General features: G+C 70.2%; 23 protein-coding genes. 14 read left to right on the top strand and 9 right to left on the bottom strand.

Annotation, left to right across the window (positions count from 1 at the left end):
- Window positions 1–46: 46 nt before the first annotated feature.
- Window positions 47–1,309, bottom strand: coding sequence for an ABC transporter substrate-binding protein (locus ACQPZ4_RS40790; protein ID WP_433048612.1), 1,263 nt, complete (start codon window positions 1,307–1,309; stop codon window positions 47–49).
- A 300-nt stretch (window positions 1,310–1,609) separates the two neighbouring features.
- On the opposite strand from ACQPZ4_RS40790, the gene polA reads away from it, so the two are divergent.
- Window positions 1,610–4,303, top strand: a complete 2,694-nt coding sequence (gene polA, locus ACQPZ4_RS40785; protein ID WP_433048609.1) for a DNA polymerase I — start codon at window positions 1,610–1,612, stop codon at window positions 4,301–4,303.
- Window positions 4,304–4,568: 265 nt separating this feature from the next.
- Here the strand turns inward: polA and ACQPZ4_RS40780 are convergent, their stop codons facing one another.
- Complete coding sequence (locus ACQPZ4_RS40780; protein WP_433048606.1) at window positions 4,569–5,378, bottom strand: class I SAM-dependent methyltransferase; 810 nt, start codon at window positions 5,376–5,378, stop codon at window positions 4,569–4,571.
- 261 nt (window positions 5,379–5,639) lie between these two features.
- On the opposite strand from ACQPZ4_RS40780, the gene rpsA reads away from it, so the two are divergent.
- A complete protein-coding gene (rpsA, locus tag ACQPZ4_RS40775) occupies window positions 5,640–7,139 on the top strand; it encodes a 30S ribosomal protein S1 (RefSeq protein ID WP_433048603.1) in 1,500 nt (499 codons plus the stop codon).
- Window positions 7,140–7,525: 386 nt separating this feature from the next.
- Here the strand turns inward: rpsA and uvrB are convergent, their stop codons facing one another.
- A complete protein-coding gene (gene uvrB / locus ACQPZ4_RS40770) occupies window positions 7,526–9,682 on the bottom strand; it encodes an excinuclease ABC subunit UvrB (RefSeq protein WP_433048600.1) in 2,157 nt (718 codons plus the stop codon).
- A 393-nt stretch (window positions 9,683–10,075) separates the two neighbouring features.
- On the bottom strand, window positions 10,076–10,666 hold the full coding sequence (coaE, locus tag ACQPZ4_RS40765; RefSeq protein WP_433048597.1) for a dephospho-CoA kinase: 591 nt from the start codon (window positions 10,664–10,666) through the stop codon (window positions 10,076–10,078).
- 185 nt (window positions 10,667–10,851) lie between these two features.
- Here coaE and ACQPZ4_RS40760 point away from each other — a divergent pair, with 185 nt between their 5' ends.
- Window positions 10,852–11,052, top strand: coding sequence for a hypothetical protein (locus ACQPZ4_RS40760; protein WP_433048594.1), 201 nt, complete (start codon window positions 10,852–10,854; stop codon window positions 11,050–11,052).
- 91 nt (window positions 11,053–11,143) lie between these two features.
- Window positions 11,144–12,052 (top strand): hypothetical protein, encoded by a 909-nt coding sequence (locus ACQPZ4_RS40755; protein ID WP_433048591.1) that lies wholly within the window; start codon window positions 11,144–11,146, stop codon window positions 12,050–12,052.
- Here the strand turns inward: ACQPZ4_RS40755 and ACQPZ4_RS40750 are convergent.
- Entirely contained in the window at window positions 12,049–12,342 is a 294-nt protein-coding gene (locus ACQPZ4_RS40750; RefSeq protein WP_433048588.1) for an antibiotic biosynthesis monooxygenase family protein, read from the bottom strand. The two genes, ACQPZ4_RS40755 and ACQPZ4_RS40750, sit on opposite strands and share 4 nt — an antisense overlap.
- Before the next feature lie 16 nt (window positions 12,343–12,358).
- Between ACQPZ4_RS40750 and pnuC the strand changes: the two genes are divergently transcribed.
- From pnuC to ACQPZ4_RS40715, 7 genes are all read left to right on the top strand, one after another.
- On the top strand, window positions 12,359–12,988 hold the full coding sequence (gene pnuC / locus ACQPZ4_RS40745) for a nicotinamide riboside transporter PnuC (protein WP_433048585.1): 630 nt from the start codon (window positions 12,359–12,361) through the stop codon (window positions 12,986–12,988).
- Window positions 12,973–14,067, top strand: coding sequence for an AAA family ATPase (locus ACQPZ4_RS40740; RefSeq protein ID WP_433048582.1), 1,095 nt, complete (start codon window positions 12,973–12,975; stop codon window positions 14,065–14,067). Before pnuC ends, ACQPZ4_RS40740 begins: the two co-directional genes overlap by 16 nt.
- 10 nt (window positions 14,068–14,077) lie before the next feature.
- Window positions 14,078–15,010, top strand: coding sequence for an STM4015 family protein (locus tag ACQPZ4_RS40735; protein ID WP_433048579.1), 933 nt, complete (start codon window positions 14,078–14,080; stop codon window positions 15,008–15,010).
- A gap of 2 nt (window positions 15,011–15,012) precedes the next feature.
- The gene (locus ACQPZ4_RS40730; RefSeq protein WP_433048576.1) at window positions 15,013–16,227 is read left to right on the top strand and encodes an STM4014 family protein; all 1,215 of its coding nucleotides are present in this window, start codon (window positions 15,013–15,015) and stop codon (window positions 16,225–16,227) included.
- A gap of 142 nt (window positions 16,228–16,369) precedes the next feature.
- The gene (locus ACQPZ4_RS40725; protein WP_433048573.1) at window positions 16,370–17,164 is read left to right on the top strand and encodes an STM4013/SEN3800 family hydrolase; all 795 of its coding nucleotides are present in this window, start codon (window positions 16,370–16,372) and stop codon (window positions 17,162–17,164) included.
- On the top strand, window positions 17,158–18,714 hold the full coding sequence (locus ACQPZ4_RS40720) for an STM4012 family radical SAM protein (RefSeq protein WP_433048570.1): 1,557 nt from the start codon (window positions 17,158–17,160) through the stop codon (window positions 18,712–18,714). The genes ACQPZ4_RS40725 and ACQPZ4_RS40720 overlap by 7 nt, the downstream gene beginning before the upstream one ends.
- Window positions 18,711–19,583 carry an STM4011 family radical SAM protein gene (locus ACQPZ4_RS40715; RefSeq protein WP_433048567.1) on the top strand — a complete coding sequence of 291 codons (873 nt, stop codon included), beginning with the start codon at window positions 18,711–18,713 and terminating at the stop codon, window positions 19,581–19,583. Before ACQPZ4_RS40720 ends, ACQPZ4_RS40715 begins: the two co-directional genes overlap by 4 nt.
- On the opposite strand, the gene ACQPZ4_RS40710 is transcribed toward ACQPZ4_RS40715, so the two are convergent.
- Window positions 19,558–20,112 carry a TIGR03086 family metal-binding protein gene (locus ACQPZ4_RS40710; protein WP_433048564.1) on the bottom strand — a complete coding sequence of 185 codons (555 nt, stop codon included), beginning with the start codon at window positions 20,110–20,112 and terminating at the stop codon, window positions 19,558–19,560. The two genes, ACQPZ4_RS40715 and ACQPZ4_RS40710, sit on opposite strands and share 26 nt — an antisense overlap.
- Window positions 20,113–20,150: 38 nt before the next feature.
- On the opposite strand from ACQPZ4_RS40710, the gene ACQPZ4_RS40705 reads away from it, so the two are divergent.
- A complete protein-coding gene (locus ACQPZ4_RS40705; protein WP_433048562.1) occupies window positions 20,151–20,483 on the top strand; it encodes a hypothetical protein in 333 nt (110 codons plus the stop codon).
- A 2-nt stretch (window positions 20,484–20,485) separates the two neighbouring features.
- On the opposite strand, the gene ACQPZ4_RS40700 is transcribed toward ACQPZ4_RS40705, so the two are convergent.
- Window positions 20,486–21,370 (bottom strand): transglycosylase SLT domain-containing protein, encoded by an 885-nt coding sequence (locus ACQPZ4_RS40700; protein ID WP_433048559.1) that lies wholly within the window; start codon window positions 21,368–21,370, stop codon window positions 20,486–20,488.
- A 98-nt stretch (window positions 21,371–21,468) separates the two neighbouring features.
- On the opposite strand from ACQPZ4_RS40700, the gene typA reads away from it, so the two are divergent.
- Window positions 21,469–23,331 (top strand): translational GTPase TypA, encoded by a 1,863-nt coding sequence (gene typA / locus ACQPZ4_RS40695; protein ID WP_433048556.1) that lies wholly within the window; start codon window positions 21,469–21,471, stop codon window positions 23,329–23,331.
- Window positions 23,332–23,338: 7 nt separating this feature from the next.
- Here the strand turns inward: typA and ACQPZ4_RS40690 are convergent, their stop codons facing one another.
- Together ACQPZ4_RS40690 and ACQPZ4_RS40685 are read right to left on the bottom strand one after the other, a co-directional pair.
- Window positions 23,339–24,334, bottom strand: a complete 996-nt coding sequence (locus ACQPZ4_RS40690) for a terpene synthase family protein (protein WP_433048554.1) — start codon at window positions 24,332–24,334, stop codon at window positions 23,339–23,341.
- An 82-nt stretch (window positions 24,335–24,416) separates the two neighbouring features.
- Window positions 24,417–25,433 carry a TerC family protein gene (locus ACQPZ4_RS40685; RefSeq protein ID WP_433048551.1) on the bottom strand — a complete coding sequence of 339 codons (1,017 nt, stop codon included), beginning with the start codon at window positions 25,431–25,433 and terminating at the stop codon, window positions 24,417–24,419.
- Window positions 25,434–25,796: 363 nt separating this feature from the next.
- On the opposite strand from ACQPZ4_RS40685, the gene ACQPZ4_RS40680 reads away from it, so the two are divergent.
- Window positions 25,797–26,099 (top strand): hypothetical protein, encoded by a 303-nt coding sequence (locus tag ACQPZ4_RS40680; protein WP_433048548.1) that lies wholly within the window; start codon window positions 25,797–25,799, stop codon window positions 26,097–26,099.
- The last annotated feature ends 228 nt before the right edge of the window (window positions 26,100–26,327 follow it).

Here is a 26,327-nt window from a genome sequence, read left to right as displayed (position 1 = left end):
GCCCCCGCCGCGGTGTGCGGCGGGGGCCTCCTCTAGGCCGTCAGGCTCAGATCTTGCCGGCCTGGTACTTCACGTCCGGGAGGAGCTTGTTGTCCGGGCCGTAGGTGTAGACACCGATGGTGGCCTCGGCCGGGTCACCGGCGTCGTTGAAGGAGATCGGGCCGGAGAGGCCGTCGTAGTCGATGTCCTTCTTGGCCTTGATCAGGTCCAGGCACTGCTTGTAGCCGGTGCACTTCTCGCCGCCCTTGGAGACGGTGGTCAGGTGCTTGGCGATCTCGGCCGGGTTGTCGCTGCCGGCCTCCTCGGCGGCCAGGGCCGAGAGGATGGTGGCGTCGTAGGACTCGACGGCGTAGTTGAAGTCCTTCAGGTCCTTGTTCGCCGCGAGCAGCCGCTGCTTGAAGTCGGCCTTGGTCTCGGCGCCGGGCTGGGTGCCCTTGTAGCCGGTCAGGGTGCCGGCCGGGAAGTCCTTCGAGTAGTCGGCGATGTTGCCGTCCACGAAGTACCACTTCTTGTTCTTCAGGCCCGCCTCGACCAGCTTCGGGACGATCTTCTTGGTCTCGTCGAAGCCGATGATGGCGATCGCGTCGGGGTTGGCCGCCTTGATCTGGCCGACCTCACCGCTGAAGTCCGCGGCCTTCGGGTCGTAGGTCACCGAGGCCACGACCTTGCCGCCGCCGCTCTCGATCTCCTTCTTGGCGTTCTCGGCGAGGCCGGTGCCGTAGGAGTCGTTGAGGACGAGCATGCCGACGTTCGCGTTGCCGTCCTGGACGATCAGGTCGCCGAGCACGCGGCCCTGCAGGGTGTCCGGGGGAGCGGTACGGAAGTACAGGCCGTGGTCGTTGTACGTGGTGAACGCCGTCGACGTGTTCGCCGGCGAGATCTCCACGACGCCCGCGCCCGTGATCTTGTCGATGACGGAGAGCGAGACGGACGACGAGGCCGCGCCGATGATGACGTCGGTCTTGTCGGTGAGCAGCTTGTTGACGGACTGGGTGGCGATGTCCGTGGAGGTGTCGCCCGAGTCCATGTGCTGGATCGTCACGGGCTTGCCGAGCACGCCGCCGTTGTCGTTGATCTCCTTGATGGCCACGTCGACGCCGGCGAACTCCGGGGGGCCGAGGAAGGCCAGCGAGCCGGTCTGCGGCAGGATCGTGCCGATCTTGAGAACGCCGTCGCCGGCCGCCGCGGCGCCGCCGCTGGTGGCGCCCGTCGAGGGAGTGTCGGACTTGTCATCGCCGCAGGCACCGAGCGCCAGGCACGCGGCACTCAGCACGGCAACGGAGCGCCATCCGAGATTGGGGCGGATCATCACCTGTCTCCTTTTTAACAGCGCGGTAGGCGTGGTTGCGCCTAGTTGCCAAGACGCTGATGAAGGCACAACCTAATGACAGTGCCCGCGTGGCACTAGGCCTTCGGGCCAACACGCCCAAGGAAGTTGCGCAGTCGTAATCTTCCTGTTCGCAACCGCAACGTGAATCGCTTTGTCGCGGGTTTTCGCGGACGGCGAACGGACGACTGCCGGACAAGCCTCACCGGTCGGGTGAAACGGACAAAACGCCCCAAAGGGCTGCCGGAGTTTTTGTCGTACCCCCGGACTAGGCTCGCTGGCGTGACGGGTTCGACTGACTCCAAGCTGTTGCTCCTCGACGGGCACTCGCTCGCCTACCGGGCGTTCTTCGCGCTCCCCACGGACAACTTCTCCACGGCGACGGGCCAGGTGACCAACGCCGTCTTCGGCTTCACGTCGATGCTGATCAACATGCTGCGCGACGAGCAGCCCACGCACATCGCCGTGGCCTTCGACGTCTCCCGCCAGACGTTCCGCCTCGAGCAGTATGCGGAGTACAAGGCGAACCGCTCGGCCACCCGGCCCGAGTTCGCCGGCCAGGTGCCGCTCATCAAGGAGATCCTCAACGCGCTGCGGATCCCGTTCGTGGAGAAGCCCGGCTTCGAGGCCGACGACGTGATCGCCACGCTGGCCCGCCAAGCCAGCGAGATCGGCATGCCGACCGCCATCATCACCGGCGACCGGGACTCGTTCCAGCTGGTCAGCGACAACGTCACCGTGCTCTACCTCAAGCGCGGCGTGACCGAGATGGACCGCATGACCCCGGCCAAGGTCGAGGAGAAGTACGGGATCCCGCCGTCGCAGTACCGGGACAAGGCCGCCCTCGTCGGCGAGGACAGCGACAACCTGTCCGGCGTGCCGGGGGTCGGCGACAAGACCGCCGCCAAGTGGATCGTGCAGTTCGGCGGCCTCGACGGGATCATCGCGCGGGTCGACGAGATCAAGGGCAAGGCCGGCGAGAACGTGCGCGCCCACCTCGCCGAGATCATGCGCAACTACGACCTCAACCGGCTGCGGGACGACCTCGAGCTGCCGATCGGCCCCGAGGACGTCAAGTGGCGGGGCTGGGACCGCGAGGCCGTGCACCAGATCTTCGACTCGCTCGAGTTCCGGGTGCTGCGGGAGCGGCTGTATCAGTACCTCGACGCGGTCGAGCCCGAGGCCGAGTCCGGCTTCGACCTCAACGGCGAGGTGCTGCACGGCGGCGTCGCCGCCTGGCTGGAGCAGCACGCCCCGGCCGGCACCCGCACCGGCGTGGCCGTCTCCGGCAAGTTCGGCCGCGGCACCGGCACCCTGACCGGCCTCGCGATCGCCGTCGCCGACGGCCCCGCCGCCTGGTTCGACCCGGGCGAGCTCGACGCGGCCGACGACGCCGCGGTCGCCGCCTGGCTGGCCGCCGCCGACCGGCCCAAGGTCCTGCACGACGTGAAGCCGGCCCGCCTGGCGTTCCAGGCCCGGGGCTGGGCCGAGCTGGCCGGCGTGGTCAGCGACACCGCCCTGGAGGCCTACCTCGCCCGGCCCGACCAGCGCTCCTACGACCTCAACGACCTGGCCCTGCGCTACCTCAAGCGCGAGCTACGGGTCGACGCCCCCGAGTCCGGCCAGCTGACCCTGGAGGGCCTCGGCGCCAACACCGGCGAGGCCGAGGAAAACCTCATGCTCCGCGCGCGGGCCACCCTCGACCTGGCCGAGGCCATCGGCGAGGAGCTGCGCCGCGACGGCGACTCGTCGGCCCGCCTGCTGGCCGACGTCGAGCTGCCCCTCGTCTACGTGCTCGCCGAGATGGAGCGGGCCGGCATCGCCGCCGACACGGAGTACCTGAGCGAGCTCGAGGCCCAGTTCGCCGCGGGCGTGAAGGGCGCCGCCCAGTCCGCGTACGGCGTGATCGGCCGCGAGTTCAACCTCGGCTCGCCCAAGCAGCTGCAGGAGATCCTCTTCAACGAGCTCTCCCTGCCGAAGACCAAGAAGATCAAGACCGGCTACACCACCGACGCCGACGCCCTCCAGGGCCTCTACGCGCAGACCGAGCACCCGCTCCTGGAGCACCTCCTGCGCCACCGCGACGTCGCCAAGCTCAAGACCACGGTCGACGGCCTGCTGAAGTCCATCAGCGACGACGGCCGCATCCACACCACGTATTTCCAGACCGTGGCGGCGACCGGCCGGCTCTCCAGCACCGACCCCAACCTGCAGAACATCCCGATCCGCACCGAGGAGGGCCGGCGCATTCGCCGCGCCTTCATCGTCGGCGAGGGCTTCGAAACCCTGCTGACCGCCGACTACAGCCAGATCGAGATGCGCATCATGGCGCACCTGTCGAAGGACGAGGCGCTCATCGAGGCCTTCAACTCCGGCTTCGACTTCCACGCCTCCACGGCGTCCTCGGTCTTCTCGGTCCCGGTCGACGAGGTCATCCCCGACCAGCGCCGCAAGATCAAGGCGATGAACTACGGCCTGGCCTACGGCCTGTCCTCCTACGGCCTCGGCACCCAGCTCGGCATCACGCCGGCGGAGGCCACGGTCCTCATGGAGGAGTACTTCGCCACGTTCGGCGGCGTGCGCGACTACCTGCGCTCGATCGTCGGCCAGGCGCGCCGCGACGGCTACACGGAGACGGTCCTGGGCCGGCGCCGCTACCTGCCGGACCTGAACAGCGACAACCGGCAGCGGCGGGAGATGGCCGAGCGGATGGCGCTGAACGCCCCGATCCAGGGGTCGGCGGCGGACATCATCAAGGTCGCGATGCTGCGGGTGGACGTGGCGCTTCGCGACTCGGGTCTCCGGTCACGGATGCTGTTGCAGGTTCACGATGAGCTGGTGTTCGAGGTGGCCATCGGGGAGCGGGAGGCGCTGGAGTCTCTGGTCCGGGAGGCCATGGGCGGGGCTTATCCGCTGGATGTGCCGCTGGGTGTGTCGGTGGGCGTCGGGTCGGATTGGAACGCTGCGGATCACTGAGGTTTCTTTGGTGAGCGGGGCCGGGGGGTGCGGGGGGCCGGGGCAGTGTGTCTCGAAGTGCGCCCCTTTGCTCGGTCTGGGAATGGGCTGAGGTTGTGCACTCCCGCCCTACGGCCCGGCGTGTGGTTGCTTGCCCGCCCCTCGGCTGAGGCAGCGCATGGGCTGGGCGGTTTGCGCTTCGGACCGTTTGCCGCTGTGCGCCGGTTCTGCCTTTGTCGCGATAAGTCGGGCGCTGGCGCGCCCGACTTATCGGACATATCATCATTTAGCGGGGTTTCGTGGCTATGAAGATCGCTGTTCCCGGGAAGATCTTTCCGCGGAGTGGGCTCCACTGGCCCCATTCCTTGTCGTGGTTTTCCGGCCATTCCGGCTCTATCAGGTCGTTCAGGATGAAGCCGGCGGCCACCAGTTCGCGGATGCGGTCGCCCAGGGTGCGGTGCTGCTCCACGTACGTCGGGACGTGGCGTTCGTCCTGCTCCACGTAGGCGCGGCGGTCGAAGTAGGAGTGGACGGCCACCAGGCCGCCCTCGCCCGGGTCGTCCAGGAAGACCCAGCGCATGGGGTGGGTGATGGAGAAGGCCCAGCGGCCGCCCGGTTTGAGGACTCGGTAGACCTCGCGCATGACCCTCGCCGAGTCCGCTACGAACGGGACGGCGCCGAAGGCTGTGCAGACGATGTCGAATACGCCCTCGGCGAACGGGAGGGCGGTGGCGTCGGCCTGCAGGAGCGGGACCGGTACACCCGATCGGGCGACTCCGAGCTGGGCGTGGCGGAGCATGCCGGCGGACAGGTCCGAGGCCACGACCTCGGCGCCCTGGGTCTTCAGCCAGCGGGAGCAGGAGGCGGCGCCGCAGCCGATTTCGAGGACCCTTCGGCCGCTGACCTCGCCCAGGAGGTGGGCGTCGGCCTCGCGCAGGCCCTCGGGGCACCAGACGAAATCGGCGTCGCCGAGGAAGGAACCGTGTTCGGCCTGGTAGGCGTCGGCATCGCCGTCCCACCAGCGCCGGCTGGCCCGGCGGCTCTCGGCGGGGCTCACGGCGCGTCGTGTGACGCCTGCGTCAGGTGACGATTCCATGGGGAGCAACGGTAGGCCCGCGAAAGTCGGCAGATCGGGTCTGGGGGAGGGTTGGACCATGTGGTATTGCGCAGGGTAGGCTGATCGGTGCACTCGTGGGTTTGTGGCGCCTCGGCATGGAGCAGGCTCACGGTCGCCGAACACATCCTGAGCTTCCATTGCACTGATCCTGAACTGCGATTGGCGGGTTGTGCCCGACGACGGGTCCGCGGGAGCGCGCAGGTTCAGCAGGCAAATCCACCGACCGGAGCAACAGCCCACATGACGAGCAGCATCGAGGCCACCTCGAGCGCCAGCAGCAACAAGGTCACCATCGACGACCTCGGATCCGAGGAGGCGTTCCTCGCCGCGATCGATGAGACCATCAAGTACTTCAATGACGGCGACATCGTCGAAGGCACCGTCGTCAAGGTCGACCGGGACGAGGTCCTGCTCGACATCGGCTACAAGACCGAGGGTGTCATCCCCTCGCGCGAGCTGTCGATCAAGCACGATGTCGACCCTGCTGAGGTCGTGTCGGTCGGTGACCACATCGAGGCCCTGGTTCTCCAGAAGGAGGACAAGGAAGGCCGTCTGATCCTGTCCAAGAAGCGCGCTCAGTACGAGCGGGCCTGGGGCACGATCGAGAAGATCAAGGAGGACGACGGCGTCGTCCGCGGCTCCGTCATCGAGGTCGTCAAGGGTGGTCTCATCCTCGACATCGGCCTGCGCGGCTTCCTGCCCGCCTCCCTGGTCGAGATGCGTCGTGTCCGGGACCTGCAGCCCTACGTGGGCCGCGAGCTCGAGGCGAAGATCATCGAGCTGGACAAGAACCGCAACAACGTGGTGCTGTCCCGCCGGGCCTACCTCGAGCAGACCCAGTCCGAGGTCCGGACCGAGTTCCTGCACAAGCTGCAGAAGGGCCAGGTCCGCAAGGGCGTTGTGTCCTCGATCGTCAACTTCGGTGCGTTCGTCGACCTCGGTGGTGTCGACGGCCTGGTCCACGTCTCCGAGCTCTCCTGGAAGCACATCGATCACCCGTCCGAGGTGGTCGAGGTCGGCCAGGAGGTGGAGGTCGAGGTCCTCGACGTCGATCTGGACCGTGAGCGCGTCTCCCTGTCGCTGAAGGCGACCCAGGAGGACCCGTGGCGTCAGTTCGCCCGGACCCACGCGATCCAGCAGATCGTCCCCGGTAAGGTCACCAAGCTCGTCCCGTTCGGCGCCTTCGTCCGCGTCGACGACGGCATCGAGGGCCTGGTCCACATCTCCGAGCTGGCCGAGCGCCACGTGGAGATCCCGGAGCAGGTCGTCCAGGTCGGCTCGGACGTCATGGTCAAGGTCATCGACATCGACCTCGAGCGCCGCCGGATCTCGCTGTCGCTCAAGCAGGCCAACGAGGGCTTCGTCGAGGGCGAGGAGCACTTCGACCCGACCCTCTACGGCATGTCGGCGACCTACGACGAGCAGGGCAACTACATCTACCCGGAGGGCTTCGACCCGGAGACCGCCGAGTGGATGCCCGGCTTCGAGAAGCAGCGCGAGGCGTGGGAGCAGCAGTACGCTGAGGCCCGCCAGCGCTGGGAGGCCCACACCAAGCAGGTCCAGACGGCCCGCCAGGCCGACGCGACCGCCGAGCCGGCCGCAGCAGCCCCCCAGGGCGGCGGCGCCGTCTCCTCGTCGACCCCGACCGCGGCTCGCGCCCCGGAGGAGCCGGCGGGCACCCTGGCCACGGACGAGGCCCTGGCCGCCCTGCGCGAGAAGCTGGCCGGCGGCAAGAGCTGACCCAGCGCGCTCAGGCGCACAAGCACCAAACGGAAAGCCCCGGGTCCACAAAGGACCCGGGGCTTTCCCGTGCGCAACTACTTCAGGCTCATGCACCGCCTCAGCCCGAGGGCTCGCAACCATGCCGCCGCCGGCCCGTCGGTCGGGAGCGCTTTACCTCAGCCCATGCACTGCCGAAGCCCGAGGGCTCGCAACCATGCCGCCGCCGGCCCGTCGGTCGGGAGCGCATTACCTCAGCCCATGCACTGCCTAAGCCCGAGGGCTCACAACCACGCCGCCGGGCCGTCGGCCGGAGCGCTTTACCTCAGCCCCTTCCCAGACCGGGCTGGGGGGCACACTTCGAGACACACTGCCCCCGCCCCCCCGGCCCCCCTGGCTAAAAAGCCCTACTTCACCCCAGCAACATCCATAGCCCGCAGCTCCTTCTTCAGCTCCGAAACCTCATCCCGCAACCTGGCCGCCAACTCGAACTGCAGCTCCCGAGCCGCCCCCAGCATCTGATCATTGAGATCCTGAATCAGCGAGGCCAGCTCCGCCCGAGCCATCCCAGCCCGAGCCGGCACCGAAGGCGCCCCCGCAGCCCCCTTCGTCCCCCCGCCCTTCTGCCGAGCCCGAGTGTTCTCCGGCGACTTCCCCCGGCTCATCTGCCGCCCGCCGCCGATGACCACCGCGCCCCCAGGCCCATGCCCCGAGACCGCCCCGGCGGTGTCCTCAGCCTCGCGGTAGATGTCGTCCAGAATGTCGCCGAGCTTCTTGCGAAGCGGCTGCGGATCGATCCCGTTCGCCTTGTTGTACGCCTGCTGCTTCTCCCGCCGCCGATTCGTCTCGTCGATCGCCTGGGCCATCGACGGCGTCATCTTGTCCGCGTACATGTGGACCTGACCCGACACGTTGCGAGCCGCGCGCCCGATGGTCTGGATGAGGCTCGTCCCCGACCGCAGGAAGCCCTCCTTGTCCGCGTCCAGGATCGCGACCAGGCTCACCTCCGGCAGGTCGAGGCCCTCGCGCAGCAGGTTGATGCCGACCAGCACGTCGAACTCGCCGCGGCGCAGTTCCCGCAGCAGCTCCACCCGGCGCAGGGTGTCGACCTCGGAGTGCAGGTAGCGCACCCGGATCCCGTGCTCGAGCAGGTAGTCGGTGAGGTCCTCGGCCATCTTCTTGGTCAGCGTCGTGACCAGCACCCGCTCGTCGCGCTCGGTGCGCAGGTTGATCTCGTGCATCAGGTCGTCGATCTGGCCCTTGGTCGGCTTGAGCACCACCTCGGGGTCGATCAGGCCGGTCGGGCGGATCACCTGCTCGACGAACTCGCCCTGGACCTTGCCCATCTCCCACGGACCCGGCGTCGCCGACAGGTACACCGTCTGGCCCACCCGCTCCTCGAACTCGTCGAAGCGCAGCGGCCGGTTGTCCTGCGCGCTCGGCAGCCGGAACCCGTGCTCGACGAGCGTCCGCTTGCGGGAGGCGTCCCCCTCGTACATGCCGCCGATCTGCGGCACCGTCGCATGCGACTCGTCGATGACGGTCAGGAAGTCGTCGGGGAAGTAGTCGAGCAGGCAGTGCGGCGGGCTGCCGGCCTCGCGCCCGTCGATGTGGCGGGAGTAGTTCTCGATGCCGTTGCAGAAGCCGACCTGGCGCATCATCTCGACGTCGTAGGTCGTGCGCATCCGCAGCCGCTGGGCCTCCAGCAGCTTGCCCTCCCGGTCGAGCTCGGCCAGCCGCTCCTCCAGCTCGATCTCGATGGCGGCGATCGCGCGCTCCATGCGCTCCGGCCCGGCCGCGTAGTGCGTCGCCGGGAAGATCATCAGCTGGTCGGTCTGGCGGATCTCGTCGCCGGTCAGCGGGTGCAGATAGGAGAGGCGCTCGATCTCGTCGCCGAAGAACTCGATGCGGATCGCGAGCTCCTCGTAGGCCGGGATGATCTCCAGCGTGTCGCCCCGCACCCGGAACGTGCCCCGGTTGAAGGCAAGATCATTGCGGGTGTACTGGATGTCGACCAACCGCCGCAGCAGCTTGTCCCGGTCGACCTCCTCGCCGACGCTGACCTTCGCCGCGCGGTCGAGGTACTCCTCCGGCGTGCCCAGGCCGTAGATCGCCGACACCGTCGCCACCACGATCACGTCGCGCCGGGTCAGCAGGCTCATCGTCGCCGAGTGCCGCAGCCGCTCGACCTCCTCGTTGACCGACGAGTCCTTCTCGATGTAGGTGTCGGTCTGCGGGATGTACGCCTCGGGCTGGTAGTAGTCGTAGTAGCTGACGAAGTATTCGACCGCGTTGTTCGGCATCAGATCGCGGAACTCCTTGGCCAGCTGCGCGGCCAGGGTCTTGTTGTGCGCGAGCACCAGCGTCGGGCGCTGGAGCCGCTCCACCAGCCAGGCCGTGGTCGCGCTCTTGCCGGTTCCGGTCGCACCCAGCAGGACCGTGTGCCGGTCCCCGCCCCGCACCCGCTTGGCGAGGGCGTCGATCGCCGCGGGCTGATCGCCGGAGGGCTTGTATTCGCTGACCACCTCGAACGGGCGGTCCAAGCGTGGGATGTCGAGCGCCATGGCCCAACCGTACGCGGGGGGTATGACACTTTCCGGGTGCTCGCCCTCGGTGGCCAGGCGTATTCAACCTGGCGATTGTGTGGGGAGAATCACCGGTCTACGGTGGATGCCGTAGGCCGCTCGCGGCGGCCGACCGGAGAGCCGGCCCGCCCATCACGCGGGTCCTCCCGGCGCCCGGGTTGCAGCCCCGGCCCGTCACGGCCGGCGAGCGCACCAGGGGCGGCTCGCGCGATACGCGCGACCGGCCGCCGCGAGCGCCCTAAGCCTCCGACCGTCGCGACCGCGCTGGGCCTCCGCCCGCCGCGACCGCCCTGGCCTCCGCCCGTCGGGAGCGCTCTCGGTCCGCGGTCGTCGCAAGCGCTCCAAGACTTGAGTCGAGCAAGTCACAAGCCGTCAAGCAGCGCAAACGCGCTCCCAGGCCGCCGCCACCTCGCGATCCAGCTCCTCGGGCGTACCGTCGTTCTCGATCGCAATGTCCGCAACCGCCCGCCGCTCCTCGTCCGTCGCTTGCGCGCCGATCCGGGCCATCGCCTCGTCGCGCGACATCCCCCTGATGCGCATCAGGCGGTCCAGGCGGGTCGGGAGAGCGGCGAAGACGATGAGCACCAGGGAGTACAAATGCGACATGCCCTTTTCGACCAGGAGGGGCACATCGTTGACGACGATCGAATCAGGCGGCGCCGCCGCCACGAGCTCCGCCGTGCGCCCCCTGACCAGCGGGTGGGTGATCTCCTCAAGGCGGCGTCGCGCCTCGTCGTCGGCGAAGACGATCCGGGCCAGCGCCGGCCGGTCGAGCGCCCCGGACGGGTCGAGCACCCCGGGCCCGAACGCCTCGGCGACCCGCGCAAGCCCCTCCGTTCCCGGCTCGACGACCTCCCGGGCGATCTTGTCGGCGTCGACGATCACCGCGCCGAGCGCCTCCAGCCGCTGCGCGACCGCGCTCTTGCCGGACCCGATGCCGCCCGTGAGCCCAACCATCCTCATCACGACATCACACCTGAAGGTGAATCCCGCGGCCCCGCCGGGGTCTGAGCGGCGTGGTCTGCACGGAATGCGCGGTTTGTCAAGATATCTTCCGACTCAAGAGAAGATCACGGGGGGAGTTCGGGACAGTGGGGCGACACAGCATGGGCCGGCCGGGCCTGGCGCGCCGCGATTGGGCAGGGTTCATGCCGCAGGGTAGCGGCAGGGCTCCGGCCGGTCGCCGGCCCGCGGGCCACCCGCGCCATCGCAACATCAACCCGCGCTGGCGGGGCACCACCGACGGCTGGGCGTTCCTGGTCGCCGCGGCGGTGCTGGGAATGCTGGCCGTGAGCGGCTGGTATACGGCCAGCGGCGCCAACGCGGTCGCGCAGATGCTGGCTCGGTAACAGGTCCGTTCCGCCGTGGCGCGCGCCCGTGGCGGTCAGCGATACTCTGCCGGGCAACTGCACATCTGCCAGGACCAGAAGGACGCGCTGCATGGAGCCGGAAAACGGCCAGGACCAGGTCAACGGGTCGCCACCGCCGAAGCCGAAGAGCCGCCGAGGCTGGATGTCGGACTCGCCGCTGGACGGCGGATCGGGCTGGCCCACGTCGGCGTACTCGATCGTGCCGCGCCAGGCGACGCCGGCCGCGGAGAAGCCGCCGGTCGAGGAGCCCCCTGTCGAGGTGGAGCCCCCGGCGCCGGAACCCGAGCCGAAGCCTTCGCGGAAAGGCCGCATCGGCCTGCTCGTGATCGGGCTCATCGTGCTGGTGGTCGCCGCCGTCGGCGCGGTGCTGGCGACTCGCGACAAATCGGACAACAAGAGCCTCACGGACTCGGCCACCACGGCAGCCCCGGACCCGACGACCCAGGCACCGGCGCTCCCGGTCATTGTCGAAAGTGCCAGTGCCAGCGTTGGTACCTCCAGTGCCGGCGCCCCCGCCGCCGGTTCCACCAGCAGCGACCCAAGCGCGGGCGCGAGCCCGAGCGGCACCGCGACGGTCCCCGCCGCGCCGCCGAGCACCGGCATCCTGCGCGCCGGCACCGCCCAGTTCGTGGTGCTGGCCGGCCAGCCCGACGACGCGTACGACTTTGACAGCGGTAGCAAGCAGGCCGCCGGGGCCGACGCCACCGCCGGTGCGATCGGCATCACGGCCGCCAACGGGGCGAAGTTCGCGGTCCTGCTCACCGCCGACACCCCGTCGCTGGCCGCCTGCACCGCGGTGCCGGAGAGCCGCTGGGTCAGTCAGGTCGTGATCGGCAGCCTGGTGCCGGGGGCGCGGGTGTGCGTGCGCACCAGCGAGAACCGCTACGCCTGGTTCATGACCAGGGCGGGCGAGCTCGTCACCGGTGCGCTGTACACGTCGAATCTGGACTTCGTGGTCTACAAGAAGGACGGCGACTAGACCTCGACGTCGGTGAAGTGCTCCACCGTGGGGGCTCCGTCGAAGTACGGCCCGATGAGCCCCCGCCACGTCCCGAACCGGTCCGTCGCCCGGAAGTTGTCCAGGTGGGCGTCGACCGAGTCCCACTCCACGAGCAGCACGAACCGCGACGCGCTCTCGATGCCGCGGGTCATCCGCACCGAGCGGCAGCCCGGCGTGGTGGCCAGCACCTCGTGGGCCTTGCGGTACGCGGCGGCGAACTCGTCCTCGCGGCCTTCAAGAACGTCGATCAGTGCGACTTCCAGAACCATCCAGCTAGGGTAGACCGTGCTCGACTGGCTCACCTCTGCGGCATTCCACGCCTTCGGCGCCCCGACCACCTGGGCTGAGCTGCTGGGATTCGCCAGCGGACTGCTCTGTGTCTATCTCGTGGTGCGCCAGCACATCGCGAACTGGCCGGTCGGGATCGCCAACAACCTCCTCTTCATCGTCGCCTTCTGGCACGTCGGGCTCTTCGGTGACGCCTGGCTGCAGGTCGTCTTCGTGATCGTGGGCGGCTACGGCTGGTGGTGCTGGAGCACCGGCCGCCGGCTGCAGCGCGTCCGCACCACGACCCGGGCCGAGTGGTGGTGGCTCGCGATCGCGGGCGTGCTGCTGACCGTGGCGCTGTGGTGGTACCTCGACCGGTTCACCGAGTCCACCGTGCCCTGGCCCGATGCCTTCACGACCGCCGTCTCGCTGCTCGCGACCTACGGCCAGACGCGCCGGCTCGTGGAGAGCTGGTGGTTCTGGATCTCCGTCGACGTCATCTACATCCCGCTGTACGGGTACAAGGACCTCTGGCTGACCGCGCTGCTCTACCTCGTCTTCCTCACGCTGTGCGCGTTCGGGCTGCGGGCGTGGCGGGCCGAGCTGCGCACCGCGCCGGAGGGGAGCCCGGCGTGGTCCACGGACTAGTCATCGGCAAGTTCTATCCGCCGCATGCTGGTCACCATCACCTCATCGACACGGCCGCGCGGGCGTGCGACGAGGTGACCGTGGTCGTCGCACCGTCCACAGTGGAGTCGATCCCGCTCGAGGACCGGCTCGCGTGGCTGCGCGAGGTGCACGCCGGCGCGCCGCACGTGCGGTTCGTCGGCGTCTATGACGACACCCCGGTCGACTACGGCTCCGAGGCGGCCTGGGAGGCCCACACCGCCACGTTCCGCCGGGCCGTCGGCGGGCGGCGGGTCGACCGGGTCTTCTCCTCCGAGGCGTACGGCGAGGAGCTGGCTCGCCGCTTCGACGCCGTGCACGTCCCGGTCGACCCGGCCCGCGGCACCGTGCCCGTCTCCGGCACCGCCGTGCGCGGCGATCCGGTCGCCAACTGGGACAAGCTCGCGCCGCCGGTGCGCGCCTGGTTCGTGAAGCGGGTCGTGGTCGTCGGCGCGGAGTCGTCGGGCACCACCACCCTGGCCCGGGCCCTGGCCGCGCATCTTCGCCTGCGCGGGGGAGTCTTCGCCAGTACCACCTGGGTCGAGGAATACGGCCGCATGCTGACCTCCCTGAAGATGGGTGCTCTGCCGCCGGGCCGGACCATGGAGGACCTCGTGTGGACCCGCGAGGACTTCGTCACCGTCACCCGCGAGCAGAACGCCGCCGAGGATTCCGCGGCCCGATCCGGCGGCCCCATTCTGCTCTGCGACACCGACAGTTTTGCGACCTCGATCTGGGAGGAGCGGTACCTGGGCAACACGTCGCCAGCGGTGCGCGACGCTGCGCGACGGCCCGCGCTGTACCTCCTGACGAGCCACGAGGACGTGCCGTTCGAGGACGACGGCATGCGCGACGGCGAGCACCTGCGGGCCTGGATGACGGGCCGGTTCCGCGACGAGCTGGCCGCGCGCGGGGTGCCGTGGATCGAGCTGACCGGGCCGTACCGGACGCGCCTGACCCGCGCCGTGCAAGCCCTCGACGACCTGCTCGCGGCGGGCTGGGATCTTGCATCGCCGCTGCTCCCGGCCGACGCGAGCAGAATTGTCGGGGGGTCCTGCTAAGTTCCGGACCATGACGATCGGCAGCAACATCACCACCTTCGCGGGACTGCCGGTCCGGCGGTTCGAGCACTCCCGCCGGGACCGCCGGGACGGTCCCGCACGCGGCGACAAGGCGGCCTGGCGCATCGGCGACTACGACGACGACGAGCAGAAGCTCGCCGAGACGCTCGACCGGCTGCTGGCCACCGTCGGCGCGCACAACGTCACCGCGCTGGTGGTCGGGGTGTGGGGCGAGCCGATGTCCGAGCCGCCGCCGCTGCACCTGCTCACCGCGCGCCGCGACCAGCTCACCGAGCTGCGCGCGCTGTTCATCGGTGAGATGACGTTCGAGGAGTGCGAGATCTCCTGGATCAACCAGGGGGAGTACGCGCCGCTGCTGGGAGCCTTTCCCGCGCTGGAGGTCCTGCACATCCGCGGCGGCGGCGGGCTGAGCCTCGCCCCCGTGCGCCACCGCCGCCTCCGCGAGCTGCACGTGGAGGCCGGCGGGCTGCCGGCCGCGTTCCTCCGCGGCTTCAACGACTCGTCGTTCCCCGCCCTCGCCGACCTGGAGCTGTGGCTGGGCACGCAGGAGTACGGCGGGGACGCGGTCGTCGACGACCTCACGCCGATCATGAACGGCACGGAACTGCCGGCCCTGAAGCGGCTGGCCCTGCGCAACGCCGAGATCGCCGACGACGTCGCCGGTGCCGTGGCCGCCGCGCCGGTCGTCGCCCGGCTGGAGCACCTGGACCTGTCGCTGGGCGCCCTGTCCGACGCCGGGGCCGAGGCGCTGTTGCTCGGCCAGCCGCTGACTCACCTGCGCTCGCTGGACCTCTCGCACCACTTCATGTCGCCCGACATGGCCGCCCGCTTCGCCGAGGAACTGCCCGGCGTCCGCGTCGACGTCTCCGACGAGCAGACCATCGACGAGGACGGCTTCCGCTACATCTCGGTGGCGGAGTAGCCATGATCACCGTCGTCGGCATACCGGGGCACCGGCGGGTGGAGCTGTTCCGCGCCGCCGCCGTCGCCGCGGGCCTGCCTGAGCCCGCGGTCGTCGGCTGGCGGGACGTGTGCGCCGGCCGCTTCGACCTGGCGCCCGGTTCACTGGTGCGCCTCGAGTCGCCGGGCGAGGACGCCGAGGTCGACCGCTTGTTCCGCGGCGCCGGCCGGTTCGAGGCGGCGCCCGGTTCGATGGGTGGGGACGCCGGGGTCGACCGGCTGTTCCGCGGCGCCGGCCGGTTCGAGGCGGCGCCTGGTTCGATGGGTGGGGACGCCGAGGTGGACCGGCTGGTGCCCGGGTCGCTGAGCGAGGGCGTCGGGGCCGAGCGGCCGTTCCGCGGCGCCGATCGGGTGGCCGAGCACGGGGAGATCGTCGGCCTGGCCGCGTGGTACGCGGGGTTCATGGCCGCCGCCCGCCGGGTCGAGCGGGCCGCCACCGGGCCGCTCACCACGCCCGTCGACGAGCTCGCGGTGCTGTTCGACAAGCGCCGCTGCCACGCCCTGCTCGGCGCGCGCGGGGTGCCGGTCCCGGACGGGTTCTCGGCCCGCAGCTACGAGGAGGTCCGCGCCGCCGGTCGGCCGCGGGTCTTCGTGAAGCCCGCGCATGGCAGCTCGGCCTCCGGCGTCGTCGCGCTGGCGTTCAACAAGGGGCGGGTCAGCGCGTACACGTCGGCTGCTCTCGACGGCGGAAAGCTCTACAACGAGCTGCGGGTGCACCACTACACCGACGAGCGCACGGTCGCCGCGATCGTCGACCGGCTCGGGGCCGACGGGCTGCACGTCGAGCGCTGGTTCCCCAAGGCCGCCTACGCCGGGAAGGTGTTCGACCTGCGGGTCGTCGTCATCGCGGGCCGGGCCGGCCACGTCGTCGCCCGCACCAGCCGCACGCCGCTGACCAACCTGCACCTGGGCAACGCCCGCGGCGACCTGGCCGGCATCCGCGCCGCGGCGGGGGAGGAGCGCTGGGCGGCCGCGATGGCCACCTGCGAGCGGGCGGCCGCCTGCTTCCCGGGCAGCCTGCACGTGGGCGTCGACCTGATGTTCGCCGCGGGCTACGGCGAGCACGCCGTCGCCGAGGTCAACGCCTTCGGCGACCTGCTGCCCAACCTGCTCGTCGACGGCCGCGACACCTACGCCGCCGAGATCGCGGCCCTGCAGCACTGGACGGTGGCGGCATGAGGTCGCAGCTGTTGGTCACACCGAGATGCGGCGGGCTTCCCGCGCTGCCAGGTGATGGCGGCATGAGGACACCGCGGTCCGGCGCCGTCGGCAGGTTGCGGCGCGATGCGGCCGACGACGTGCGCCTCTGGGAGGTGGCGGCATGAAGTCGCTGCTCGGCACGCATGACCTGTTGTTCGTCACGCTCGACACGTTGCGGTACGACGTGGCCGCGGACCTGCTCGCGGCGGGCCGTACGCCGAACCTGGCCAAGGTGCTGCCGGGCGGGGCGTGGGAGCGGCGGCACACGCCGGCCTCGTTCACGTACGCGGCGCATCATGCGTTCTTCGGCGGCTTCCTGCCCACGCCGGTGACGCCCGGGCCGCACGAGCGGCCGTTCGCGGCGCGGTTCGCCGGCAGCACCAGCGTCGGCGCCGACACCTGGGTGTTCGACGCGCCGGACGTCGTCACCGGGCTGCGGGACGAGGGGTACCACACCGTGTGCCTCGGCGGCGTCGGGTTCTTCGCGATGACCTCGCCGCAGGGGTGCGTGCTGCCCGACCTGTTCGACGAGGCGCACTGGATGCCCGAGTTCGGCGTCACCAGCCCGGGCTGCTTCGAGGCGCAGATCGCGACCCTTGCGATGGTGCTGCCGCCGGTCGGGGCGCTGTTCACGTTCGTCAACGTCGCCGCGATGCACCAGCCCAACCGGCACTATCTGCCCGGCGCGGCCGAGGACTCGATGGCGTCGCACGGGGCGGCCCTCGAGTACGTGGACCGGCACCTGCCCGAGCTGCTGCGCCTGGTCACGTCCCGCGGGCGGCCGTGCCACGTGATCCTGTGCAGCGACCACGGCACCGCCTACGGCGAGGAGGGGCACACCGGGCACCGGCTCGCCCACGAGGTCGTGTGGACCGTGCCGTACGCCGAGTTCACGCTGGAGGCCGGAGCATGGTGAACCTCGGCTCGCCGTACCAGGGCTACCTGTACGCGTACCCGCACAAGACCGCCTACCGCCCGCTCGACCCGCGACCCCGGCTCGCCGACGTGTGGCGGGGCGAGGACACGACAAGCCTGTTCCTGTACGTCCACGTGCCCTTCTGCGAGATGCGCTGCGGCTTCTGCAACCTGTTCACCCGCGCGAACCCGCCGCACGAGCAGGTCAGCGCCTATCTGGCGCAGCTCGCCCGGCAGGCGCGGCGGGTCGCCGACGCGATTCCGGGCGCCGGGTACGCGCGGGCGGCGATCGGGGGCGGCACACCCACGTACCTGACGGCGGGCGAGCTGACCCAGCTGTTCGACCTCCTCGAACGGACGACAGGCCTCGGCCGGGTCCCGCTGTCGGTCGAGACGTCCCCGGCCACGGCCACCCCGGACCGGCTCGCCGTCCTCGCCGAGCGCGGCGCCACCCGGGTCAGCATCGGGGTGCAGAGCTTCCTCGACAGCGAGGCCCACGCCGCCGGCCGCCCGCAGCGCCGGGCCGAGGTCGAGCGCGCCCTCGACACGATCCGCGCCGCCGGCCCCGCCGACCTCAACATCGACCTCATCTACGGCATCCCCGGCCAGACCCGCGCGACCTGGGACGAGTCGCTGAACACCGCGCTTCGGTGGAACCCCGAGGAGTTGTACCTCTACCCGCTCTACGTCCGCCCGCTGACCGGTCTCGGCCGCCGGGGTGGCGACGAGCCCGATCCGGCCTGGGACGCCCAGCGCCTGGACCTGTACCGCCACGCGGTCCAACGGCTCACCGACGCGGGCTACGAGCAGCTCTCCATGCGCCAGTTCCGCCGCGCCGAGACCCGTCCCGCTGAGGCCTCGCGCGCCGCAGTCCAGCGCCTTGAGGGCCGCCGCGCCGAAGCCCGCGGCGCCGAAGCCCGCGGCGCCGAAGCCCGCGGCGCCGAAGCCCGCGGCGTCGAGGGCCGCGACGGTGAGGCCCGTGGCGGTGAGGGCCGCGGCGGTGAGGGCCGTAGTGGTGAGGGCCGCGATCGTGAGGGCCGCGATCGTGATGGCCGCAGTGGTGACGGCGGTGGCGCCGAGGCCCGCGATGGCGAGGCGCGGCGGGGGAAGGTCGACGACTACTGCTGCCAGGACGACGGCATGGTCGGCTTGGGCTGTGGGGCTCGGTCGTACACGACGGCGCTGCACTACTCGTTCGACTACGCGGTCAGCGTCCGCCAGGTGCGCGGCATCCTCGACGACTACCTGGCGCGGCCGGAGTCCGACTTCGACGTCGCCGAGGTCGGGTTCGCGCTCGACGCGCAGGAGCAGCGGCGGCGGTGGCTGCTCAAGTCGCTGCTGCGGGCCGAGGGCCTGGACGCGGCGGCGTACCGGGCGCGGTTCGGCACCGCGGCCGACGACGACTTCCCGGCGCTGGAACGGCTTCGCGCGGCCGGGTACGCCGAGGGGCATCGGCTCACCGCGGACGGGCTCGCCCACTCCGACGCGATCGGGCCGTGGCTGGTCTCGGCCGATGTGCGGGCGGCGATGGCGGGGCACGTGACGCGATGAGGATTCTTTATCGCGGGCCGCTCGCGAGTTGCAACTACGACTGCCCGTACTGCCCGTTCGCGAAGCGCCGCGATCCGCCGGCGCTGCTGCGGGAGGACCGGGCCGCGCTGGAGCGGTTCGTGGGCTGGGTGCGGACGGCGGACGAACCCGTCGAGGTGCTGTTCACGCCCTGGGGTGAGGGGCTGACCCGCAGCTGGTACCGCACGGCGCTCGTCGAACTGTCGCGCCTGCCCCACGTCGAGCGGGCGGCCATCCAGACGAACCTGTCGGGCCGGCTGGGCTGGGTCGGCGAGGCTGATCCGGCGCGATTGGCGCTGTGGTGCACGTACCATCCGGGGCAGACGACCCCGGAGCGCTTTCTGGCCGCGTGCGCGACGCTCGCCCGCCACGGGATCCGGCACTCGGTCGGGATCGTGGGGCTGCCCGAGCACTTCGCGGCGGCGGCGGACCTTCGTCAGCGACTCGATCCCGGGGTGTACCTCTGGGTGAACGCCGCCGACGGGCACGTCTACACGCCCGCGGAGGAGGCGGCGTGGACCGGGATCGATCCGCTGTTCGGCTACAGCGTGCGGTCGCATGCGTCGCTGGGGCAGGCGTGCCGGACCGGCGACGACGTGATCTCGGTGCTCGGCGACGGGACCGTGCGCCGCTGCCACTTCGTGCCCGAGCCGCTCGGCAACCTCTACGACGGGTCGTGGGCACGGCAGCGCGGCGAGCGGCCCTGCCCCAACGACCGATGCGACTGCCACATCGGGTACGTGCACCTGCGCACGCTCCCGCTCTACGACGTCTTCGAAGGCGGCGTCCTGGAGCGGATCCCGGCGGGCCGGGCGCGGATCCCGCTCAGCGTCGTGGGTCGCGGCCGATGAAGGCGATCAGCTTCGTCTGCGGGTCGGCGTCGGCGGGGACCTCGACGCGCGGGCCGTACTGGCCGCTGGAGCGCAGCAGGTCGTCCAGCGGCAGCATGCCCTCGAGCATCGCCGCGCAGCGGGCCGGGTCCAGCCGCTCGTCCTGGCCGGTCGCGCGGGCCAGGTCCCAGCTGTGCAGGAACACGTCGGAGGTGTAGAAGGTCGCGATCGCGTCGGGCAGGGGCATCGAGCCGGTGTGCCGGTTGGTGAACGGCACGTCGGCGGAGTTGGGGTCGTCGAGGAGCGCCTGGACCGCGGCGGCGTGCGTGTCCCACGCCGCCACCGGGTCGTCGTCGACGGACGGGACCGGGGCGAGGGTGACGCCGGCGCCGGACTCGAGGAAGGCGCGGAGCCATTCGACGAGGTGGCGTACCACGTCGCGGGCCGTCCAGTCCTCGACGGGCGCCGGTGCGTCCCAGTCGGTGGTGCCGTGCACGAGGGCCGTGAAGTGTGCGGCGGTCGTGCGGTGCTCGGATGCGGCAGTGGTCATCGCGGACCTCCCGGAGGGCACCCGCCATACTGGACGGCATGGGTGACTTGATCGCGTTCGCGTCGCGGCGGCTGGTGGAGGACGAGTCGCTGACCCCCGGATACGTGTACCACGACCCGGAGGACGCCACGCTGCCGCCCGGTCCTGGTGGGCGCCGGGCCAGCGGCTGGAACCTGCTCGTCGGAGACGAGTCGGACGAGCAGCTGGCCGATGCGAACGAACTGCTCATGCCCGAGCTGGAGTGGCTGGTCGAGCGCTACCCGGCGTTCGGCAAGCTCGTGGCCGTGGGCTCCGAGGGCCGGCAGTTCGAGTGGGACGCCGACGCCGAGCAGTACACCGACGTCGGCCCCTCCACGTTTCAGGAAGACTGACCTCAGTAGTTGCCGGCGCGGCTGGCCACCATCAGGGCGCGGACGTTCTGGACGTACTGCGGGTTGGGGTACACCCCGCCCGCGTAGTCCACGCCGCCCGTGCCCCAGTTGTAGGCCGAGATCACCGCGTTGAGCAGCTTGGTGTCGGTCATGTCGTACGTGCCGAGCTTGGGCCCGTAGTACGCGATGAGCCAGGCGAGGTAGTTCGCCCCGAGCATCACGTTCTGGTCGGGTTTGCTGCGGTCCCAGCTCGTGCCGAACCGGTTGTTGACGAAGGTCTGCGTGTCGGGCATGACCTGCATCACGCCGAGTCCCCCGTCACACGCCTTGATGTCGGTCTGCCAGCCGCTCTCCTGCTCGGCGACGGCATACAGGAGCCGCTGCGGTACCACGATCTGCTCGTAGTCCGGATCGGTCTTCGTGCCCCAGAAGTGCGTGGTCGCGGCCTTGTCGAGGTAGCCCTTGACGGTGGCCTTGGGCAGCTGGTTCGTGCCGCGGACCGGCTCGCACGTGTTGTGCGGCGGGGCCGGCGGCGTGACCGTCTCGGTGACCTTCGGCGACGGCTTCTTGGTGGCCGGCTTCTTCGTCGGCGACGGTGCCTTCGTGGTCGGCGGGGCGGAAGTGGTCTCCGCGACCGCGACGGGCGCTTCGGTGGTGGGCGCCGGCGCGGAGTACGACGAGATGGGTGTCGATCCGTCCCCGCGCTCCGCGGCGGCCGGTCTCGCGTCCGGCCCACCGCCCTTGACCAGCGTGGCGGCCAGCACCCCGCACCCGATCAGGACCACCGCCACGGCCACGCTGAGCAGGACTATCCCGCCCGTTTTGCGCCGTTTTGGTACCTCGTAGGGCTCGAACTCGGAAGTGTCGTCGTCCTCATAGTGGCTCATTGCCGCCTGTACCTCCCCGTGTCCGACAGGCTAGCGGTAATCAATGGACGCGCGGGACCCCCGGAATGTTTCACCTGGGGCCTGGAACAATAGGAGGCATGCAGACCCGCTCAGATCTCCGCAACGTGGCAATCGTCGCCCACGTCGACCACGGCAAGACCACCCTCGTCGACGCGATGTTGCGGCAGTCCGGCGCCTTCCACGCCCGCGCCGAACTCACCGACCGGGTCATGGACTCGATGGACCTGGAGCGCGAGAAGGGCATCACCATTCTCGCCAAGAACACCGCGGTGCGGTACGTCCCGCAGGACGGCGACCCCGTCACGATCAACATCATCGACACCCCGGGCCACGCCGACTTCGGCGGCGAGGTCGAGCGCGGCCTGACCATGGTCGACGGGGTCGTGCTGCTGGTCGACGCGAGCGAGGGCCCGCTCCCGCAGACCCGGTTCGTGCTCCGCAAGGCGCTCAAGGCCCGGCTGCCGATCATCCTGGTGATCAACAAGGTGGACCGCCCCGACGCGCGGATCAAGGAGGTCGTCGACGAGACCTACGAGCTCTTCCTGGACCTCGACGCCGATGAGGAACAGATCGACTTCCCCATCGTGTACGCGTGTGCGCGCGACGGCATCGCTTCCACCACGCAGCCCAAGGACGGCACCATCCCCGAGGACAGCGAGAACCTCCAGCCGCTGTTCCGCACCCTGCTCGACACCATCCCGGCGCCCTCGTTCGACGAGAACGCGCCGCTGCAGGCCCACGTCACCAACCTCGACGCGTCGCCGTTCCTCGGCCGCCTGGCCCTGTGCCGGGTCCGCGAGGGGCGCATCCGCAAGGGGCAGACGGTGGCCTGGTGCCGCGAGGACGGCACGCAGACCCAGGTGCGGATCTCCGAGCTGCTGATGACCGAGGCGCTGGAGCGCAAGCCGGCCGAGGAGGCGGGCCCCGGTGACATCATCGCGGTGGCCGGCATCAACGAGATCATGATCGGTGACACGCTCGCCGACGCCGAGAACCCGATCGCGCTGCCCCGCATCACGGTCGACGAGCCGGCGATTTCGATGACCATCGGTACCAACACGTCTCCTTTGGCCGGCAAGGTCAAGGGGGCCAAGGTGACCGCGCGGCTGGTCCGCGACCGGCTGGAGCGCGAGCTCGTCGGCAACGTGTCGCTGCGGGTGCTGCCGACCGAGCGGCCCGACGCGTGGGAGGTGCAGGGCCGTGGCGAGCTGGCGCTGGCGATCCTCGTGGAGCAGATGCGGCGCGAGGGCTACGAGCTGACCGTCGGCAAGCCGCAGGTGGTCACCCGCGAGATCGACGGCAAGGTGCACGAGCCGACCGAGCGGCTGACGATCGACGCACCCGAGGAGTACCTGGGCGCGATCACGCAGCTGCTGGCGACCCGCAAGGGCCGCATGGAGCAGATGGTGAACCACGGCACCGGCTGGATTCGCATGGAGTGGCTGGTGCCGGCCCGCGGGCTGATCGGCTTCCGGACCGAGTTCCTGACCGACACCCGCGGCACGGGCATCCTGCACCACGTCTTCGAGTCCTATGAGCCCTGGTACGGCGAGCTGCGCACCCGCGCCACCGGCTCGCTCGTCGCCGACCGCTCCGGCGTGGCGACCCCGTTCGCGATGATGAACCTGCAGGAGCGCGGCTCGATGTTCGTGGAGCCGACCACCGAGGTGTACGAGGGCATGATCGTCGGTGAAAACTCGCGCGCCGACGACATGGACGTGAACATCACCAAGGAGAAGAAGCTCACGAACATGCGCTCCTCGGCCGCGGACGAGACCGAGAAGCTGATCCCGCCGCGCAAGCTGTCGCTGGAGCAGGCCCTCGAGTTCTGCCGCGAGGACGAGTGCGTGGAGATCACGCCGCAGGCGATCCGCATCCGCAAGGTCATGCTCGACCAGAAGGACCGCGAGCGCGTCGCCCGCAAGCGCGCGCACTCCTGATCGGCCACTAGTCGGCTGGACGGCGTGGGGCCGGTATCTCCTCCGGGGTGTACCGGCCCGACTCCAGCGACCAGTCGACGTTGCCGCGGATCCAGTGCACCAGGTCGGTGATGCCGACGACCGCGGTCGGGTCGCCCCACCAGCGGGCCTCGAGGCGGTCCCGGGCGACCTGGAACTCGACCATCCGCGCGTCGTGCTCGGCCACCGCCGCCAGCACCGCCTCCTCCAGCGGGAGCTGCTGCTCGCGCTGGAACGAGAAGACGATGTTGTGGTGGTCGCCGACCGCGGCCTCCTTCGGCCACGAGATCAGGTCGTTGAAGATCCCGATCACGGTCCCGGCGGTACGGCGTGCGGTGCCGAAGTCCGGGTCCTCGAGCAGGCTCGCGGGCAGCTCGACGCCGTGCATGGGCTCGATCAGGTCGAAGAACATGTCGGTGGCCGCGCTGTGGTGGCGCATCCGGCGGTACTCCTCCAGCAGCGGCGGCCGGTCGGCGACCCGGTTGCCGGCCTCCCACAGCGTGCCGGCCAGGTAGTCCGCGACGTGCCCGACGAACCGCTCGCGCCAGACCGGGCTGACCCGCGGCTCGGTGCGCTTCCACACCTCGCTCAGCGCGCCCGCCAGGGGCCGGCCGAGCGCCGTGCCGAGGATCGGGGCCGGCTGCTGGTCGCGCAGCAGCCGCACGACCTCCGTGACGGCCGCGCGGGCCGGCTCCGGATCGCGCACCAGGGCCCGCTCCAGCAGGTCGTCGAGGACGAAGATGCTGATCAGCCAGGCCGTGGCCAGCCGCAGCTCCGGCTCGGCGGCGTCCGGGTGCGCGCGGCACATGAGGTTGGCGAACCGGGCCCGCGCGAACGCCGCGCGGGCCCCGGGCCGATCGAGCAGGCCGTGCCGGGTCGCCCAGTGCAGTGACCAACGCTGCACCGCGTCCGCGTGCGGGGAGATCCGCGGCGTGAACGGGCACAGCACCGCTGGGGCCGCTGCAAGCTGGCCCCGGTGCGTCATTTCGTGCAAGATGCATCACCCGCCCGGCCGTGGTACCCCATAGTCGCGCTGTTTGACGCTCAGCGCGACCCCCGGCGAGGCTTTAGGGAATTTTGTGAGCTTTGTCCGCTTGTGCGGCTGCTGCACGCTCGTCGCGCCTTGACTTGACCAGGGACGCGACCGTGGTGATGGCGAGGGTGCCGATGATGACCGCCAGTGACATCTGGATGCCGATGTGCGGAGCCCAGCCCACGTGCTTGCCGCCGTTGATGAACGGCAGGTTGTTGTCGGCGAGCGCCTCCAGGAACAGCTTCACGCCGATGAAGCCGAGCACCACGCTGAGCCCGATCGACAGGTAGACCAGGCGGTCCAGGAGTCCGCCGATCAGGAAGTACAGCTGCCGCAGTCCCATCAACGCGAACACGTTGGCCGTGAAGACCAGGTAGGGCTCGGCGGTCAACCCGAAGATCGCGGGGATCGAGTCGAGCGCGAAGATGAGATCCGTCGTGCCGATCGCGATCAGCACCACGATCATCGGCGTCATGTGCAGGCGGCCGCGCTCGTCACGCGCGGTGAGCCGCGACTCCTGGTACTGCGGGGTCATCGGCAGCACCCGGCGCGACCAGCGGATCAGCGCGTTCTCCTTGAAGTCCTCCGCCTCGGTCTCGCCCTGCATCGCGAGCTTGACCGCGGTGTAGACCAGGAACGCCGCGAAGATGTAGAAGACCCAGGAGAACCTGCTGATCGCGGCCGACCCGACCGCGATGAACCCGCCGCGCATGATCAGCGCCAGCACGATGCCGATCAGCAGCACCTTCTGCTGGTACTGCCGCGGCACCTTGAACCGGGACAGGATGATCACGAAGACGAACAGGTTGTCGACGGACAGGCTGTACTCGGTCAGCCATCCCGCATAGAACTCGCCGGCGTAGTTGCCACCCCACATGGCCAGCACGAACAGGCCGAAGAGGAGGGCGAGCCCGACGTACACCGTGACCCAGATCGTCGACTCTTTGATCGACGGCTCGTGCGGCCTCCGCGCGACGATCGCGAGATCGAACAACAGGATGGCGCTCAGCCCGACGAGAGTCGCTGTCCAGATCCAGCCGGCAACGTCCACGTGTAATTCCTCCGGTAGACACACCACAGGCCGCGTCGACCCCGAGGGCCACGCGGGCTGTGTAGTTGACACCGGAGGTCTCTTCCGCCATCCGCAAACGCCGGATGACCAGCGGCGCCGGGTGTAGACCCCCACGTTTCCGTGAGGCACCGTGCTGACGACCACCGCTGCGGGGGAATACTCCCCTCCTGTTGCTCGTCAACCATTGTCCATCAGCCCGCCACGTCCGGACGCGCGGGGGCGGAAAAAATGTCGTACCCCCGGTCTATCGTGCGGGGCGTTGGAGGTGGGGGCGAGATTCCTTCGCCGCTCACTCACGCGTACGCCGTCGAGGGGAGTGCGACTGTGTATCGACAAGGTGACGTGCTGCTGGTGCCTGTGCCGTCCGCTGAGGTGCCGGCCACGGCCGTTCCGGCGCCGCGTGACCGTGCTGGGCGGATGGTGCTGGCGCGCGGGGAGGCGACCGGGCACGCCCACGTGATCGTCGGGCCGGACACTGTGCTGCTGGCCGATCGGGACGACATCGACCGGCTCTTTGTGAAGATCGTCACGCGGGCTCGGGTCGTGCATGAGGAGCACGGGACTATCACGATTCCGGCTGGTTCTTACCGGATTGTCCGGCAGCGGGAGTATGTGCCGGGCGCTTATCGGTACGTCGCTGACTGATCGCGCTGCCTGGTCGTCTGCTCCGCTTTTGTCTTGGTCGTTGGCGGCTTGGGCTTTTGGGCGCCTGATTTGCATTTGTCGTACTCGGTTGTGTCCGTTGGAGGGTCTTGCCGGCCCCCGACGTTTTGGAGGGCTTGATGGCCGCCACGCTCACTCCCGCCGCCACGCTGGGCGCCGTCTCCGCCAAGTGGCTGGCCGCGGGCCTGTCCACGGCTCCGGCCGATCGGC

The sequence above is a fragment of the Dactylosporangium sp. CS-033363 genome (assembly GCF_050942475.1).
Classification (GTDB): domain Bacteria; phylum Actinomycetota; class Actinomycetes; order Mycobacteriales; family Micromonosporaceae; genus Dactylosporangium.
This window is presented reverse-complemented; position numbering and strand designations above follow the sequence as displayed.